Source organism: Cytobacillus sp. FSL R7-0680 (genome assembly GCF_038009245.1).
Taxonomy (GTDB): domain Bacteria; phylum Bacillota; class Bacilli; order Bacillales; family Cytobacillaceae; genus Cytobacillus; species Cytobacillus kochii.
The window spans coordinates 102,825-119,757 of the sequence record NZ_JBBPAO010000001.1; the positions used below are offsets into that span (position 1 = coordinate 102,825).

The 16,933-nt window shown below is 36.1% G+C and carries 15 protein-coding genes; 11 read left to right on the forward strand and 4 right to left on the reverse strand.

Going from position 1 to position 16,933, the window contains the following annotated elements; all coding sequences use genetic code 11:
• Positions 1-9 precede the first annotated feature (9 nt).
• The 6 genes from MKY26_RS00515 to MKY26_RS00540 all read left to right on the forward strand — a co-directional run bounded on the left by MKY26_RS00515 (position 10) and on the right by MKY26_RS00540 (position 6,206).
• Positions 10-705, forward strand: a complete 696-nt coding sequence (locus tag MKY26_RS00515; protein WP_095370132.1) for a FadR/GntR family transcriptional regulator — start codon at positions 10-12, stop codon at positions 703-705.
• Positions 706-722: 17 nt separating this feature from the next.
• The gene (locus MKY26_RS00520; protein ID WP_341091809.1) at positions 723-2,138 is read left to right on the forward strand and encodes an FAD-binding oxidoreductase; all 1,416 of its coding nucleotides are present in this window, start codon (positions 723-725) and stop codon (positions 2,136-2,138) included.
• On the forward strand, positions 2,131-3,393 hold the full coding sequence (locus MKY26_RS00525; RefSeq protein ID WP_322910027.1) for a (Fe-S)-binding protein: 1,263 nt from the start codon (positions 2,131-2,133) through the stop codon (positions 3,391-3,393). Before MKY26_RS00520 ends, MKY26_RS00525 begins: the two co-directional genes overlap by 8 nt.
• Positions 3,394-3,408: 15 nt before the next feature.
• On the forward strand, positions 3,409-4,590 hold the full coding sequence (lhgO, locus tag MKY26_RS00530) for an L-2-hydroxyglutarate oxidase (RefSeq protein ID WP_095370130.1): 1,182 nt from the start codon (positions 3,409-3,411) through the stop codon (positions 4,588-4,590).
• 252 nt (positions 4,591-4,842) lie between these two features.
• Positions 4,843-5,565, forward strand: a complete 723-nt coding sequence (locus MKY26_RS00535; RefSeq protein WP_341091811.1) for a DUF3888 domain-containing protein — start codon at positions 4,843-4,845, stop codon at positions 5,563-5,565.
• A gap of 71 nt (positions 5,566-5,636) precedes the next feature.
• Positions 5,637-6,206 (forward strand): TetR/AcrR family transcriptional regulator, encoded by a 570-nt coding sequence (locus tag MKY26_RS00540; protein ID WP_095370128.1) that lies wholly within the window; start codon positions 5,637-5,639, stop codon positions 6,204-6,206.
• A gap of 83 nt (positions 6,207-6,289) precedes the next feature.
• On the opposite strand, the gene MKY26_RS00545 is transcribed toward MKY26_RS00540, so the two are convergent.
• On the reverse strand, positions 6,290-7,543 hold the full coding sequence (locus tag MKY26_RS00545; protein ID WP_307317566.1) for a sensor histidine kinase: 1,254 nt from the start codon (positions 7,541-7,543) through the stop codon (positions 6,290-6,292).
• 226 nt (positions 7,544-7,769) lie between these two features.
• Here MKY26_RS00545 and MKY26_RS00550 point away from each other — a divergent pair, with 226 nt between their 5' ends.
• Positions 7,770-8,375 carry an exonuclease domain-containing protein gene (locus tag MKY26_RS00550; protein WP_095370127.1) on the forward strand — a complete coding sequence of 202 codons (606 nt, stop codon included), beginning with the start codon at positions 7,770-7,772 and terminating at the stop codon, positions 8,373-8,375.
• Positions 8,376-8,557: 182 nt separating this feature from the next.
• Here MKY26_RS00550 and MKY26_RS00555 read toward each other — a convergent pair whose 3' ends face one another.
• The 3 genes from MKY26_RS00555 to MKY26_RS00565 form a co-directional block, all read right to left on the reverse strand.
• Positions 8,558-10,012 (reverse strand): carbon starvation CstA family protein, encoded by a 1,455-nt coding sequence (locus MKY26_RS00555; protein WP_341091812.1) that lies wholly within the window; start codon positions 10,010-10,012, stop codon positions 8,558-8,560.
• 171 nt (positions 10,013-10,183) lie between these two features.
• Positions 10,184-10,915 (reverse strand): LytR/AlgR family response regulator transcription factor, encoded by a 732-nt coding sequence (locus MKY26_RS00560; RefSeq protein WP_307317561.1) that lies wholly within the window; start codon positions 10,913-10,915, stop codon positions 10,184-10,186.
• The gene (locus MKY26_RS00565) at positions 10,899-12,647 is read right to left on the reverse strand and encodes a sensor histidine kinase (protein ID WP_095370124.1); all 1,749 of its coding nucleotides are present in this window, start codon (positions 12,645-12,647) and stop codon (positions 10,899-10,901) included. The genes MKY26_RS00560 and MKY26_RS00565 overlap by 17 nt, the downstream gene beginning before the upstream one ends.
• Positions 12,648-12,887: 240 nt before the next feature.
• Between MKY26_RS00565 and MKY26_RS00570 the strand changes: the two genes are divergently transcribed.
• The 4 genes from MKY26_RS00570 (at position 12,888) to MKY26_RS00585 (ending at position 16,891) form a co-directional block, all read left to right on the forward strand.
• A complete protein-coding gene (locus MKY26_RS00570; protein WP_095370123.1) occupies positions 12,888-13,088 on the forward strand; it encodes a cold-shock protein in 201 nt (66 codons plus the stop codon).
• Positions 13,089-13,252: 164 nt separating this feature from the next.
• Positions 13,253-13,996, forward strand: a complete 744-nt coding sequence (gene map / locus MKY26_RS00575; protein ID WP_095370122.1) for a type I methionyl aminopeptidase — start codon at positions 13,253-13,255, stop codon at positions 13,994-13,996.
• A 201-nt stretch (positions 13,997-14,197) separates the two neighbouring features.
• Positions 14,198-15,190: a zinc-binding dehydrogenase gene (locus tag MKY26_RS00580; RefSeq protein WP_095370121.1), complete on the forward strand. Its 993-nt coding sequence runs from the start codon at positions 14,198-14,200 to the stop codon at positions 15,188-15,190.
• Positions 15,191-15,628: 438 nt separating this feature from the next.
• Complete coding sequence (locus MKY26_RS00585; protein WP_341050290.1) at positions 15,629-16,891, forward strand: S8 family peptidase; 1,263 nt, start codon at positions 15,629-15,631, stop codon at positions 16,889-16,891.
• Positions 16,892-16,933: the final 42 nt, after the last annotated feature.

The window sequence follows — 16,933 nt, forward strand, 5'->3', positions numbered from 1 at the left end:
GATTAATAAATGAAAATTGAACGGAAGAAGATATCGGCACAAGTATTAGAGCAATTAAATGAAAAAATTAAAAGCAAAGAGTTTCCGCCCAATCAACCATTACCTTCTGAGAATGAATTGGCGAAATTATTTGGCGTAAGCCGCGCTCCTGTTAGGGAGGCACTCAGTGTCTTATCAGCAAGTGGGATCATTGAATCAAGACAAGGTGGCCGAAGTTATGTTAAAGAATTACATCTTGTCGATATGATGGACCGCTTAACATTGCAATATATTTCCTTAGAAGAGGTTTTTGAATTATTGGAATTAAGGATGATAATGGAAACAGAGGCCGCTGCTCTAGCTGCTAATCGTCGTGATTCTTCCGACTTAGAGAAAATAAAGAAAGCGCTAAAAGGGCTAGAGGAGACACTTACTAACCCTGATGAAGTGGGTCTTCAAGCTGATTTAGATTTTCATAAATATATGATTGAAGCAACAAAGAATAGCTTTATGGTAGGGGTCATGGATAATATCGGTGACCTTTACCGTAAGGCTGTCGCTTTTTCATTAAAGAAGAACTTAGGATTACAAAGAAAAAGGGAAAGCGTTTATCTTGAGCATGAAGCTATATATAAAGCGATTGAAAGTCAAGATGAAGAAAATGCAAGAAAGGCAATGAAGAATCATCTACAAAATGTACGAAAGAAATTAAGGGAAGAAAAGTAAAGGAAGAAGGTGCCATCATGTTGATAGATGAGATGGTCGAACAATTTCAAAAAGCCATAAATTCACCAACGAGAATGTTAAAAGAAAAAGCGGATTTAGTCTCTTATTCATATGATGGGTCGTTCGGTACTTATTTACCTGAATTAGTCATACAGCCAATGTCAACACAGGAAGTTGTGTCTATCGTAAAGGTGGCCAATCAATATAGAGTGCCTTTATATCCAAGAGGTCGAGGAACAAGTCTAAGTGGTGGACCCTTGCCTGTTCATGGCGGAGTGGTCCTGGACTTTTCACAGTGGAATCAAAAATTAGAAATAGATAGTGATGATACAATTGCTGTTGTTTCGCCAGGAGTATTGACAGCTGAAATAGACAAAGCAGCGAAAAAATATGGGCTGATGTATCCCCCTGATCCGAGTAGTGCGCATGTGTCAACGATAGGTGGTAACTTAGCTGAAAATGCTGGTGGACCAAGAGGCTTAAAGTATGGGGTAACAAAGGATTATGTGTTGGGGTTAGAAGTCGTTACACCTGAGGGAGAGGTCATTAAAACAGGTGGTCGTACAATTAAAAATGTTACTGGCTATGACTTAACTAAGCTGATAGTCGGATCTGAAGGTACTTTAGGAATTATTACTGAAGCAACACTACAACTAGTTCCACGGCCACAAGCAACTGGAACGATGATGGTCATTTTCGATGATATTGTCGATGCAGGGAGAGCCATATCAAAAGTTCTCACATCTGGGATATTACCTTCTAAGATGGAGATTATGGATCAAGCATCTATTATAGCTGTTGAAGAATATGAATCAGTCGGACTTCCGACCGATGTTGATGCCATTATTCTTATAGAATTAGATGGTCATCCAGTGGCGATTGCTGATGAGTGTAAACAAGTAGAACAAGTTTGCCTAATGGTAGGAGCACGAGAAGTTCAGATAGCAGCGAATGATGTGGCTGCAGCGAAACTCTGGAAAGCGAGGAAACTTGTCTCCCCAGCGATTGTTAGAAAAAAACCAACGAAGATTTCTGAGGATGCGACAATCCCAAGAAGTAAAATCCCAGAAATGTTTAAACGGCTTAAACAAATTAAAGAAAAATACAATATAGATCTAGTAGTATTCGGGCATGCAGGTGATGGCAATCTCCATCCAAATATTATTACTGATAAACGGGATAAAGAGGAAATGAAAAGAGTCGAACTTGCTGTAGCTGAGATATTCGAAACAGCTATACAATTAGGTGGGACTTTATCAGGCGAACATGGCATCGGCACAATGAAGACACCGTTTATGAAAATGGAGCTAGGGGAGGCTGGATTAGATATGATGATAAGAATGAAGAGCGCATGGGATCCTAAAAATATCATGAATCCTGGTAAGGTTTTTCCCGAAAATGAAAATCAAAGGCTTGTATTAGTCGATGAATAATCAATTAGCATACGAAGAAACATTTGATTGTGTCCAATGTGGGTATTGCTTACCTGCCTGCCCGACTTATACGACAATGGGAAAAGAAAGGCATTCGCCTAGAGGAAGAATTAATTTAGTACAGATGGCTTCTGAGGGTAAAATTTCGATTCAAGAAATAGAAGATTCGATGGAATTATGCCTTGGCTGCAGAGCATGTGAGACTGCTTGTCCGACCAATGTTCAATACGGGAAAATTTTATCTTCTTATAAAGAAGTGAAAATGGAGCAGGAAGGTAGCTCACTTATCAATCGCTTGGCGATGAAAAAAGGTCTTGCGAATAAGAGCATGTTGAATACAATGAATCTTTCCTTGAGGTTTTATCAACAATCCGGGATTGAAAAATTAGGCAAAGTAACAAAAGGGATTCGGGTACTACCTGAGAATTTACGTGCATTTGAAGCCATTATACCTAATATAACAAAGCCTGATAAGGAACTTAGAAAAGGCACACTTATCCCAGATACTGAAACAAAACTAAAAGTCGCCTTTTTTACTGGATGTATCATGGATGTGTTTTTTGCTAAGATCAATGATCTAAGTATAAAGTTGCTTCAGCATGCTGGATGTGAAGTAACCGTAATAAAAAACCAAACATGTTGTGGAGCTCTACAGCATCATGAGGGTGATAGCGAGACCACTAAACAATTAGCAAGAGAAAACATCGTTGCATTTGAAAAAGAGCACTATGATTATATTGTTAATAGTATTGGTGGATGTGGTGCGATGTTAGTTGAATATGATCAACTGCTTCAGTCTGAACCAGAATGGGTTGAACGAGCAAAACGATTTGCTGAAAAAAGTAAAGACATTAGTGTGATTTTAGCAGAGTTGGATATTGAATTTACGAAGAAGGTTGAAAAAAGAATTACATATCAACCCTCATGCCATTTATCAAATGTGCAAAAAGTAAAAAAATCGCCATTAGAGTTAATTTATCGTATACCAGGAACAACGTATATTCCCCTCCCGGAAATGGATATGTGTTGTGGCTCAGCAGGGACGTACAATGTTTTTCATTATCAAGAATCAATGGAAATATTAGATGAAAAAATGTCCTATGTAAAAGAAACGATTCCAGAAGTAATTGTCACTTCTAATCCTGGTTGTCATTTGCAGATGTGCATGGGTGTGAAGCGTGAAGGATTAGAAAGTAAGGTTGAAGTCGTTCATATTGTCGAGATACTAGCAGAAGCATGTGGTTTAAAGAAATGATAGAAGGTGAAAAGGATGTATGATTATATTATTATTGGTGGAGGAATTGTTGGTCTATCCGTTGGGTTAGAACTACTTGAACAAAAACCGGCACTAAAGATTGCTATCGTTGAAAAAGAAAGCCATGTAGCGGCACATCAGACAGGGCATAATAGTGGTGTTATTCATTCTGGCATATATTATAAGCCAGGTAGTGAGAAAGCGAGATTAGCTAAAATCGGCGGACAATCCATGAAGGATTTTTGTGAAAGTAATGATATCGAATATGATATTTGCGGTAAAGTAATTGTCGCTAGTGAAGAAGAAGAGTTGCCACTATTAGATAACCTTTATAAAAGAGGGATACAGAACGGACTTGATATTCAATTAATGGAAAAAGAAGAATTATTGGAAAGAGAACCACATGTAAATGGGAAAAGAGCCATTCATGTACCAATGGCAGGAATTGTTAACTATAGACAAGTGTCTGAAAAAATGGCGGATATCATTCGCCATAAAGGTGGAGATATTCTCCTTAATCATGAAGTTGTGGCCATTCAAGAGGATAATAATGAAGTGGTTGTTATCACTGATCAAGGAGATATAAAAGGTCAATTTTATATCAACTGTGGTGGTCTACACTCCGATCGGATTGCGAAAAAGGCAAAATTATTAACTGATATGAAAATTGTCCCCTTCCGTGGTGAATACTATCAACTGGTTGAGGAAAAACGTCATCTAGTGAAGCATTTAATTTATCCTGTTCCCAATCCAAAGTTCCCATTCCTTGGCGTTCATTTTACGAGAATGATTGGCGGTGCGATTGATGTCGGTCCAAATGCAGTATTGGGCTTCAAACGCGAAGGTTACCGAAAGACAGATATTCACTTACCGGATTTATTTGAAGTGTTAGCATATAAGGGCTTTTGGAAGCTGGCAAGTGGTTATATGAAGGAAGGGATTGAGGAAATGATCCGTTCAGCCTCTAAACAGCTTTTCTTAAAGAATGTACAAAAACTTATGCCAGAAATACAAGCGGCAGACTTGAAAACTGGACCAGCAGGAGTAAGAGCACAAGCATTGAAGGATGACGGCTCATTAGTGGATGATTTTTACATACTGCCGAGCAAGCGTGCGATTCATGTATTAAATGCACCATCTCCTGCTGCAACGGCGTCTATTGAGATTGGCAAGGAGATTGTCAGAAAACTGATATAAAAACTAAATTTCTTGGGTGTTTGAGAGCTATAGACTTTTTTACTATAGCTTTTTTCTTTTTGTTTTAAGGTGAATATGACAAAAGAACTTAGGGGATTTACATTAATCGCCTTTTTTCTATTTTATTTTTAAAAATTTCCCGGAAAATAAGTGGTCGAAGGAGATTAATGTCAAACAGTAAATAGGAAGAAATTACAGCCGTTACTTATATAAATGCGGGAGAGGATAAAGGATAAAGGAGTGTGTTTGCACATGAAGAAAACAGTAATGATTTTATTACTTATTTTCATTCTTTTTCCTAATAGTATATTAGCTAATGAAGATTCTTCCATCGTATCTGAGGCCCTTTTAACCTCTCTCGCTCCTGTGCTTACCGAAGAAATTCATCAATTTTATGGGTATGAAAAACAATACAATCTGTATGACACGGAGATAAAGAAAATCAAACGTAATCGAAAAGGGTATCATATTATTGTCAAACTTGAAATAACTACCTATGAAAAAGAGTATTTACCTCCTTATGGACAAGATTCTCTTGTACTGGACATAACGCCTTTAGGAGCAAAGGTCATTACCTATAAACATAAAGGAGACGCGGAGGAGAAAAAAGTGAATCACTTCTACCGGAAAGTTGCAAAGGACATTGAACATAGCTTCAAAAAAAAATGGCGCAGTTATCGTCAAACACGATTTAACCAATTTCAATTTCTAGCTAGCAACAATGGTTGGAATGATCGTCTTGGACCAGTAACGCAATTAGTTAAGGATATTAATGAAGAAGCAACATCAAAGTATAAAAATACCATTCAACCACTCATCTACTTTAATAAAGAGGAAATCTTAATTCTCTATAAAAATAAAATAGGATTGAATGAGATGATTACTTTAAAACATGTAGGCGATGGGTGGGTAGTAGATGAAAGAGAACAGAAACACGGAAAGAAAATGACTGAGCAAATATTATCTTATATGTAGATTAATGATTGTTTCTTACCAACCCTGATGCTAAAATTTAATTACTATTTGATAGGGTTGGGGGTGTACATATGCCATCAAATCATTTCCATGATCAAAACATATCTGCGGATAAAATAGTGGCTGTTGCTAAAGAGCTCGTCACTGATAATGCATTTCAAAATATTACTTTAGAAGATATTGCTGTGAAAATGAGATGCCAAGTGAAGGATCTGACGGTTCATTTTAATCATATCGATGGTTTATTATATCGAATAATTGAGGAAGACTTCAATGATTTAACGCAGATGTTAGTCACTATTCAATATGGTGATGATAATAAAATAGATAAGCTTAAACAAATCTTAATTACTTTCATGGAATTTGGTATAAACCTTCATCACCGTTACGATGGGTTATTTGCTTTTTATACAAGCAACGATAAGCATTCGATTACAGAAATGGCCCAAAAAACTTATTACCGGTTTGAATATGCTGTTCTACAATTAAAAGATCAACAAACTGAAGAATCACTTATTTATTCTGCCTTCATTGCCCTACATGGTTTTATTCAACACCATAAAGGCTATGTTAAAGACTTTGAAGAAGTTCGAACTTATGCAGAGTCACATGCTTGGTTCGTTCTAAAGGGTTTATCATAAATAAAAGTCAGCAAATATTGAAGCGCTAAGAGCAGGGGATTTACTAGCTATGCTAGGATTCCCTGCTCTTTATAATATTGAAGTTAGGAAGAATGGGGATGGACGGAGGGAAAAGTAAAGATGAATACGGTTCCTTCATTAATTTTACTTTGTACTTTTATTGTTCCTTTCATTGCTCTGGCGATGCTAAAAACAACCATCATTCCTAATCCAGTCCCTTTTGCTCCTTTTGTGGAATAGTAAGGCTCTCCTAGGCGACGAATTTGATCTTCTGTCATACCGAGCCCTGTATCTTGAACTTCGATTCTAATGTGCGTAGAGGAATAATTAGAGCTTATGTATAGTTGGCCACCTCTTGGCATCGATTCTATGGCGTTTTTAATAACGTTTAAGAAGCATTGCTGAAACTTTTGTCGATCGCCTTCGATGTCACCTATGATAGAAAAATTAGTTGTTATTTCTACCGAATTTTGATTAGCTATCGGGCGTAGTATACTAATGACATGACCTAGTTCTTTCTTTACGTTCATTGTTTCAATTTTATCTAGTCCAGGTTTAGAAAAAGTTAGATAGTTTTGAATGACACGTTCTGCTGATGCCAGTTCATGTTGGACGATTTCTAAGTATTCATTTCTTTTTGAAGGGGAAAGTGTTTGTTCTTTTAATAATTGAACAAATCCTGCAGCAGCTGTGAGTGGATTCCTAATTTCATGTGAAATCGCTGCCCCCATTTGCTCAACGGCTTCTAATTTTTCTGCGATAATAAGCTTTTTCTGCATATCGATTGTTTTGAAGACAAATTCAATAATATATACTGCCATTCCTACACCAAGAGCTGGAATGGTAAGCAGAGCAAACCATAAATCAAGTGAGTGTAATTGTGGTACATATAATTCATATAAAATTAGTGAAACGATACTAGAGATAAACGTAATAAGAACAGCTAGAATAATTCTTTTATTGGCAGAAATCTGTTTAAATCTTGGGTATAAATATAAAAACAAACATCCCAGCAAAAGGTATTCAAACATAGTTACATAGAATCCTAAATTCATTCCGTAAAACCATCTTACAGCAATAACGACAATTATGAGTAAAGGGCCGACACCAACATACAATCCACCTAATATTACAGGTATAATCCTTAGGTCCATCATTAAACCAGGCACAGGTTCAAATGAAAAAATATAACAAATACCAATCATCAATGCCAGACTAATAGTTGCCGATGTTCTTGAAAAATGAAAACCGAGATTTTTTTCAGTCCATACAAGCAGAAAAAATAGGATGACAATTAACAGTGATAGATTAAGGAAAAAATGAGTGGTAATGACCATTTTTTCACATCCCTTTTAGTGTATAGGAAAATTTTATATGTTTTCCTTGCATCTGACAATAAAAATGCGGAAAATTAAGAAAAATATAATAGGTGATGCCTACTATTTTCTAAAAACCATAATGAATATGAATTAGATAAAGAATAAAAGATTTCCTTTCTTTTTCTCCTAGCAATTTTTATTTTTCTATTATATGCTAAACAAAAAAAGAAAATGGAGGGTTAGTGTGCAAATACATGAGGGGTTAGGGCTTGTTCTTGACGTAGAGACAACGGGCTTGTCGCCAATTAATGATGAAGTAATTGAAATCGCCTTGAAGTTATTTTCATTTGATCAACAGACAGGTGATATTCTTACCATAAAAGACGAACGAAGCTATTTAAGAGAGCCGGAAACCACCAGTGCATTAAGAAATTATAATCAAGCTTATAAAATTCACGGCATCCCTTTTGAAGAAGTGGTGGGGAAAAGCTTTGATGATCGTGAAATAAAGAAGATGTTCGCATATGCGGATATCGTACTTGCTCATAATGCATCATTTGATAGAAGCTTTCTCTATCAAATGTACCCTAATGATGTAAATGAACTGAAATGGTATTGTACGATGAGAGGGGTCCCGTGGAAAGAATATGGTTTCTATAACAGTAAATTATTGACGCTTTTAAAAGGTCACCAAATCACAAACTATCAAAATCATAGAGCAATGGATGATATTACATATTTACTAGAATTACTGAAAAACAAAAATCCAAATGGAGAATCATATTTAAAGGATGTTTTAAGGAAAGGTCCGATGCGTAAGTATCAGCCTAAAGTCAAGAAGTATATTTGATTTCCTCATAAATAATATCAAATCTATCGTATAAAAAGGTGTTTTCACTGTAAATGATCGTTGTGAAAGCACCTTTTTTACTATGAGCCTATGTCCATTTAAATTGTAATAATATAGAACTGACATTACTAACGATAGAGTCTCTGATTGTTAATCAGAGACTCATATAAAGATATGAAACATTAAGCTACACTATTATTCCAATTAGATATATCTTCTTCCAATGGAATTTTATTAGCTCTAGCTTTCCGTGCAGCAATAAAGAATATTGTAATTAAAACGATAGCGCCTATAGCTCCACCTATCCAAGAAGTAGTCATAGAGAGACCAAAGCCGATTTGGGCATTTAAGATATACGTAATTACCATCACTAACATAAAACTACCTGGTATTAAAGCGATAAAGTAATTCTTTTTAGCAATATATAAGTACATAGCACCGACAAACAATGCAATTACTGCTGTTGATTGGTTTGCCCAGTTGAAGTATCTCCATAATACATTAAAATCGACTTGGGTAAGTACCATGGAAATTCCAAATAACGGTACAGCAATCCATAATCGACTAGAGAACTTAACTTGAGGAAACTTAATATAGTCGGCAATTATCATTCTAGCACTTCTAAATGCGGTATCGCCTGAAGTGATAGGAAGTACCACTACCCCTAACACAGCTAATGTACCACCGATTGCTCCAAGTAAAGTTGTAGATACTTCACTAACTACTGCACCAGGACCACCGGCAGCAAGCATTTCATTTAAGCCACCATAACCATTAAATAAGCTCATTGCAGCTGCGGCCCAAATCATGGCAATAATACCTTCTGCAATCATCATTCCATAGAAAATCTTTCTTCCTTGCGTCTCATTTTGAGTTGTTCTAGAGATGATGGGTGTTTGGGTAGCATGGAATCCAGATAGCGCCCCACATGAAATGGTAAAGAATAATAAAGGTAGCAAAGGAGCATTGTCAGGGTGAAAATTCTGAAAAGAAAGCTCAGGAATAGGTGCACCTGTGACTAAAAGACCGATACCAACCCCCAATGCACTAATTACTAATAACGCACCAAAATAAGGATAAAGACGACCAATGATTTTATCAACAGGCAAGAGTGTTGCTAAAATATAGTAAAGAAAAATAAATCCGATAATAAGACCTAGTGCGACTTTTCCGTCCATTAAAAGGTGTAATAAACTAGCAGGAGTAGAAACAAAGACTGTACCTACTAATAATAACAATAGTATTGCAAAAGCATTTACGACATGCTTCATAACTTTTCCAAAAAATTTACTAGCTAACTCAGGCAAGTGAGCTCCGCGATTTCTTATAGAAATCATACCTGTTAAGTAGTCATGTACAGCACCTGCAAAGATACAACCGATAACGATCCAAACAAACGCGACTGGTCCATATAAAGCACCTAAAATTGGCCCGAAAATTGGACCTGTACCAGCAATATTAAGTAATTGAATAAGTGAGTTTTTAGATGTACTCATAGGTAGATAGTCGACATTATCTTTGTGTGTGAATGCAGGTGTTGCTCTAGCTCCTTTCACCCCAAAAACTTTCTCAACATACTTACCATAGGTGAAATACCCAATAATTAATAAGATAATACAAGAAAAAAATGTAATCATAGCATTGCCCCCTTTGTTAATGTATACGTTTTCATTTATTATAAATGACTATGATTCAAGGTTGAGTATTTTGAGCATAACATGTATAAATCCGTGATTAAGAGGTCCTTAAATTAAATTAAGATGCATTTTTTAGTGTAAATAGTCTGATAATTAATTGAGCTCCATGACCTATATTTCTAGTTTTGTTCTTAAATCTTTTACATAATTTCTGCTGACAGAAAGTTTTTCATTCGATCCTTTTAGCTCTAACTGAAATGCCCCATTGAACCAAGGAGAAAGTTTATTAATATATCTTAAATTAACAAAATAGCTTTTATGTATTCTACAGAAAGAATAAGTAGATAGTCGATTTTCTAGCTCTTTTAATGATGCTTTTGTCTCATAGGCATTATCTACAGTTATGATTCGTGAAAATTTATCTTCCTTATAAACATAAATAATATCTTTAGGTTCGATGTAAATAATTTCTCCATTGTCTTCAATTGCTAGCTTTCCAGCTAATTTACTTTGCTTAGGTAGATCTATTGGTTTTAAATATTTGATGATCCGGCTGACCGTTTCAGAGATTTGCTCTTCATCATATGGTTTCAGTAAGTAATCAATCGCTTCATAGCGAAAAGCTTCTACAGCAAACTGAGGGTAAGCTGTTGCGAATATGATTTTAGGTGGATTTTTGAATTCCATTAAACTTTTAGCTGTTTGCATGCCATCCATTTTGGGCATTTCGATATCAAGAAAAACGATATCTGGCTGTAATTGAATCGTTTGTATGATGGCATCTTCTCCAGAATCAGCTTCGCCAACAATATGAATAGAGTCAAATATGGATAACAAATGCTTTAATTCTTCCCGGCTGTACGGTTCATCATCTACAACGAGCACTTTAATCTTTGTCTTCATTTTTTTCCCCCATTGGTATATTAAAAGTTATTTCCGTTCCATTGTTTTCTTCACTATTTATGTGTAATCGGGCGTTCTCCCCAAATGTCATGATTAACCTTCTATTTACATTGTATAATCCAAGACCTGTGCCTATTTTTGATGCGATTGGTTCTTTCCCAATTTGCTTTAACCGATCATGATCAATACCAAGACCATTATCTTTAATAGATATAGCAACTTCATTGTTCATTTGTTTAATTTGTACTTTAATCATACAATTTTTGTTCATTTGCTTAAATGCATGTTTAATTGCATTTTCTACAATAGGCTGTAAGGTGAGCGGTGGAATCTTACTATTAAGAACTTCATTTTCAATATAATAATCGACTTGAATTCTGTTTTCAAATCTCGTTTGTTCTATCATTAAATAGGCTTTCATATGAAGAATATCTTGTTCCAAAGTGATACGGTTTGCGGTTGTTGCATTTAAGTTTTGCCTTAGAAATTGAGACAAAGTAATAAGCAATTTTCTTGCTTTATCGGCATCAATACGGACGAGAGAGACAATGGTATTTAATGTGTTAAAAAGAAAATGGGGACTAATTTGCGCTTGCAAAGCTTTAATTTCTGCTTCTTTAGCCAATTGAAATGCTTTATCTGCTTCGGCTATTTCTAGCTGATTACTTAGTAACACACTTAAACCTGAGATCAACTCAATTTCTAAATTAGTCACTTCCTTCTCAGAGGTGAAATATACCTTTAAAGTACCGATGATTTGCCCGCGTTGCTTTAGGGGAGCAATGACAGCTGCTCCAAGTGGACAATGCTCATTTTGACATTGTATTTCTTCATTACCTACTACTATTAGTTTACCATTATTAATTACTTCCTTTGTGATTTCTGTTTGGATGGGGTGGTCTACTCGGTGATGATCATCACCTGAACCAACATGGGCAAGAATCACATGTTTATTTGTAATGGCGACTGCCTTTGCATGTATTTCCCTTAATAATATGGTACACACAGCCTTAGTGGAGACCTGTGTCATTCCTTTCCTAAGATGTGATAAAGTTTGATCAGCGATTCGTAATGACTTTTGCGCTTGTAGTGCTCCTGCCTTTTCTTCTTCATTCACTACATTTTTAATGATAAGGAGGAATAAGGCTGATCCTACACCGTTTGCAATAATCATTGGAACACCAATTACTTCAACTAAAGAGACGGCCTTTTCAAACGGCCTCGAAAGAAGGAGAATAAGAAGCATTTGAACGGCTTCTGCAGTAGCTCCTATAAAAAAGGCAGAAGATAGCTTTACATGGTCTTTCTTCTTATGAAAATAGCCTGCTATTAGTCCGGATATAATCGTTGCTAATCCACATGAAAAGGCAGTAAAACCACCTAGTGTAAAACGATGGATTCCAGCAATTAATCCAGCACCTAAACCTACTTTATAACCACCGAAAAGCCCAGCTAAAACAACACCAATTACGCGTGAGTTAGCAATTGCTTCTTCACTTGTTAAATTAGATGCCCATCTGTCTATATTAAATGTCTCAGCATTTAAAGATAAACCTGTGTACGTCCCGATTATTCCGAAAAAACCAAAAAATAAGATCGCTTTTAATTGTAGATCTTTTTTTACATTTTCCTTATAAATCATATCTCGAAAAAATTGGAACCGTGTTAGAATAAAGGCTATGGTAACAATAATACCTAGCCTCTCTAACATAGTAATGAACAATTCAAACATAAGAAAACTCCTTCGTCATATATACATCTATCATACATTAAAAGGGTAAAATATCTAAGTATCATAAAAATTTTCGAAAAATTCCCGCTTTTACCTTTGCATTCTTTTCCACTTTCTGCTATTATGAAAGAAATTATTTTTGTTCGGAATGTAAGTAGGATGCGTTTGTAGACGTTTGCTTCATGTATGTTCCACAAGAATAGTCATAATTTATGTGTTATACATAAGGAGGATTTATTCATGGCAGAAGGAAAAGTGAAATGGTTTAATGCAGAAAAAGGTTTTGGTTTCATTGAAACACAAGAAGGACAAGATGTGTTCGTACATTATTCAGCTATCCAAACGGAAGGTTTCAAAACGCTTGATGAAGGACAAAGCGTAACATTTGAAGTGGAAGAAGGTCAACGTGGCCCACAAGCTTCTAATGTAGTTAAACTATAATATGCTTGAAATACAAGCCTGATGAAGGGCTTGTATTTTTTTTGGCGAAAACAAGCGGTTGTTTTCTAAAAAATAGTACAATTACAAACTTACTGGAATCCTTTTTTTCTTAATGATAAATAGACTATAATATAGATAGAGACTAAATAAAGGTAGGAATCGTTATGATTGTAAAAACTGAAGAAGATTTAGCGGGTTTAAAGGAAATTGGGAAAATTGTTGCTTTAATCAGAGATGAAATGATTGCTCAAACAAAGCCTGGCGTCACAACTAAAGAATTGGATGAGATAGCTGGAAAGATGTTTGAAGAGCATGGGGCATTATCTGGTCCAAAGGGTGAGTATGACTTTCCAGGATATACTTGTATTAGTGTAAACGAGGAAGTAGCACACGGTATCCCTGGAAATAGAGTCATTGCAGATGGAGATTTAGTTAATATTGATGTATCTGGATCAAAAAATGGTTATTTCGCTGATACAGGTTTATCAATCGTTGTAGGTAATGGGGATGAGAAACTACAGTCTTTATGTGAAACAGCGCAAAAAGCTTTTGATGAGGGCCTAAAAAAAATAAAGCCAGGTACGAAACTTAATCGAATCGGAAAATCTGTCTACCAAACAGCAAAAAATAATGGTTTTAATGTTATTATGAATTTAACTGGCCATGGAATTGGTCGTTCTTTACATGAAAAGCCAGATCATATTCTTAATTATTTTGATAACTGGGATAATCAATTATTACGTGAAGGGATGGTTATCGCTTTCGAACCCTTTATTTCCACTGGAGATGAAGAAGTTCGTGAACAAAGTGATGGCTGGACTTTCATTACACCTAATAAAAGCTTTGTTGCGCAATGTGAACATACAGTTATCGTGTCGAAGGAAGGCCCGATTATTATTACGAAGTAAATCAAATGAAGAGCGGTAGCGATATCTAGTCGTGCCGTTCTTTTTTTGTTTTTTTAAGATGAGCTATTGAATTGCTTTAATTAGAATCTCCCTGTGTTTGTTGAAACTGACTGGATGAGATATGCAATTTTCTTAAGGTTTATCACTTTTCACAACAATAGATTACCCTTATGATAGATATAAAAAGGAGTGTGGGAACGAATGAAAGCAGTGATACATAAAGGTGAAGCAGGATTGAATGGAACGGGTTATCAGGACGTAAATGATTTTACTGTTGGTGATAAAGAAGTAAAAGTTGAATTAAAGGCGGCTGGATTAAACCATAGAGATTTATTCATTCTTCATCGACATCAATCAACTGAACCAGCACTTGTATTAGGTTCTGATGGTGCGGGGGTCGTGGTGGAAATTGGTGCAGAGGTGACGGGTATTAAAGTCGGAGATGAGGTTGTCATTAATCCAGGATTAGGCTGGGAAAAAAATAGTGACGCACCACCAGAGGGGTTTGAAATTGTTGGCTTTCCGTATCACGGTACTTTTGCCGATCATATTGTTATTCCTGCCATTAATGCTTTCCCTAAACCTCCACATATGTCATGGGAAGAGGCAGGCGTGTTTTCATTAGCAGGTTTAACTGCTTATCGTGCCTTATTTACAAGAGGGCAAGTAAAGTCTGGGATGAAAGTATTTATCCCTGGCATTGGTGGAGGAGTGGCTACTTCTCTTTTACAATTTGCTGTAGCAGCTGGTGCGGAAGTATACGTTAGTTCTCGTTCAGAAGAAAAGCGAGAAAAAGCTTTATCATTAGGTGCTAAAGAAGCTCTGGATAGTGGGGCAGATTGGCAAGGGGAAATTGGGGGCAAAATGGATCTAGTCATCGAATCAGTTGGAGCTGCAACTTTCAACCAATCCTTAGCTGTTCTTCGTAAAGGAGGCACACTAGTAATTTTCGGTTCATCTACAGGTGACGAGGTGACAGTAAATCTTCGACAATTCTTTTACGCACAGCAAAACATTCTTGGTAGTACAATGGGAAGTGCTGAAGAATACAAAGAAATGATTACGTTTATGAACGATCATAAAATCAAGCCAGTAATGGATCAAGTTTATCAGTTAGCAGATTATCAAAAGGCATTTGCCAGATTAGAACAAGCAAAACAACTAGGAAAAATCGTTTTTCAAATAGGTAAATGAGTAATAAGGGTGAACGAAGAAACTAAAAAACTTCGTTCACTCTTTCTTTTATCCAACATAAAAAATCGTCGGATATTGTATCCACTAAAAAAATGAGTGCTTTTCTAAAGGGAAGGAGCTCAAAAATCACTTTTTCCTTCAAATTAATGGAAGATAATGATGTAATATTACACTTTTATACCTTTCTAGAGACCTAAATTCACTTTTAATTCCGAGTAATAAAAAGGGTAATTATCATGAATATTGATTTTATGGAAAAAAATACCTGATTTAATGTTGAAAAAAATGTCTGATGGCCTGCTACTTGGAAAAAAATATGTCAAATTTACTGTTTTTTACAAATAAATAAATGCTGAATTTTACACATTGTTGTAGTCTGAATTTTTGAAATATAATTACCCCTAAGTAAGACATTACAATTTGGGGAGGAACAAGTAAATGACGAAAAAGAAAACAGTAGCAGCTGCACTACTTAGTCTTACGTTAGGGATGTCCGTATTTACATCAGGTATTTCTGCACAAGTTTCAGATGAAGCAAAAGGGAGTGAAACATATCGCGTATTGATACAAGCCCCTAGCAATTCTGTTAATGCATTAGAAACAAAGTATGAAAAACGATGGGACTTTGGTAAAGAAGGCTTCACTGCAGATGTGAGTGCTAAGGAGTTACAAACATTACAAGCGACAAAAAATGTCGAAGTACAAAAGGTAAATGAAATGAATATAGCAACAGTAACAGGAGAAGTGTCGAAAGCAGAAGTAACAGCTGTGCCAAGTTCACAAACACCTTGGGGAATAAAATCAATCTATAATAATCAATCTTTAACAGCAACATCAGGTGGTAATGGTATCAAAGTAGCTGTGCTTGATACAGGTGTTTATACAAATCATATTGATTTAGCAGGATCAGCAGAACAGTGTAAAGACTTTACACAATCAAGCCCACTTGTAAATGGCTCTTGTACTGATCGTCAAGGACATGGTACACATGTAGCAGGAACTGTTTTAGCACATGGTGGTAGTGATGGACAAGGTGTTTACGGAGTAGCTCCTGATGCGAAGCTATGGGCATATAAAGTGTTAGGTGATAACGGTTCTGGTTATTCAGATGATATCGCTGCAGCGATTAGACACGTAGCAGATCAAGCAACTAGCACAGGCTCTAAAGTAGTTATTAATATGTCTCTTGGCTCTTCCGGTAAAGATTCACTCATCTCAAGTGCAGTAGACTATGCATACAATAAAGGTGTATTAGTTGTTGCTGCGGCAGGAAACAGTGGTTCAGGTAGTAATACAATTGGTTATCCAGGAGCATTGGTCAATGCAGTTGCCGTTGCAGCTTTAGAGAATGTGCAACAAAATGGGACTTATCGCGTAGCGAATTTCTCATCAAGAGGTAACCCATCAACTGATGGAGATTATGTCATTCAAGAGCGTGATATTGAAGTGTCTGCCCCAGGTGCAGCAGTGGAATCCACTTGGTATAATGGCGGTTATAACACAATCAGTGGTACTTCAATGGCTACACCACATGTAGCTGGTTTAGCAGCAAAGATTTGGGCTGCGAATCCTTCTTGGAGTAAATCTACTTTAAGAACAGAATTACAAAATCGTGCCAAGGTTTATGATATTAAAGGTGGAGTTGGTGCAACAACAGGCGATGACTATGCATCAGGATTTGGTTACCCTAGAGTAAAATAATTAAAATAGGGGTTGCTATATTCAAGTAGCAACCTCTTTTAT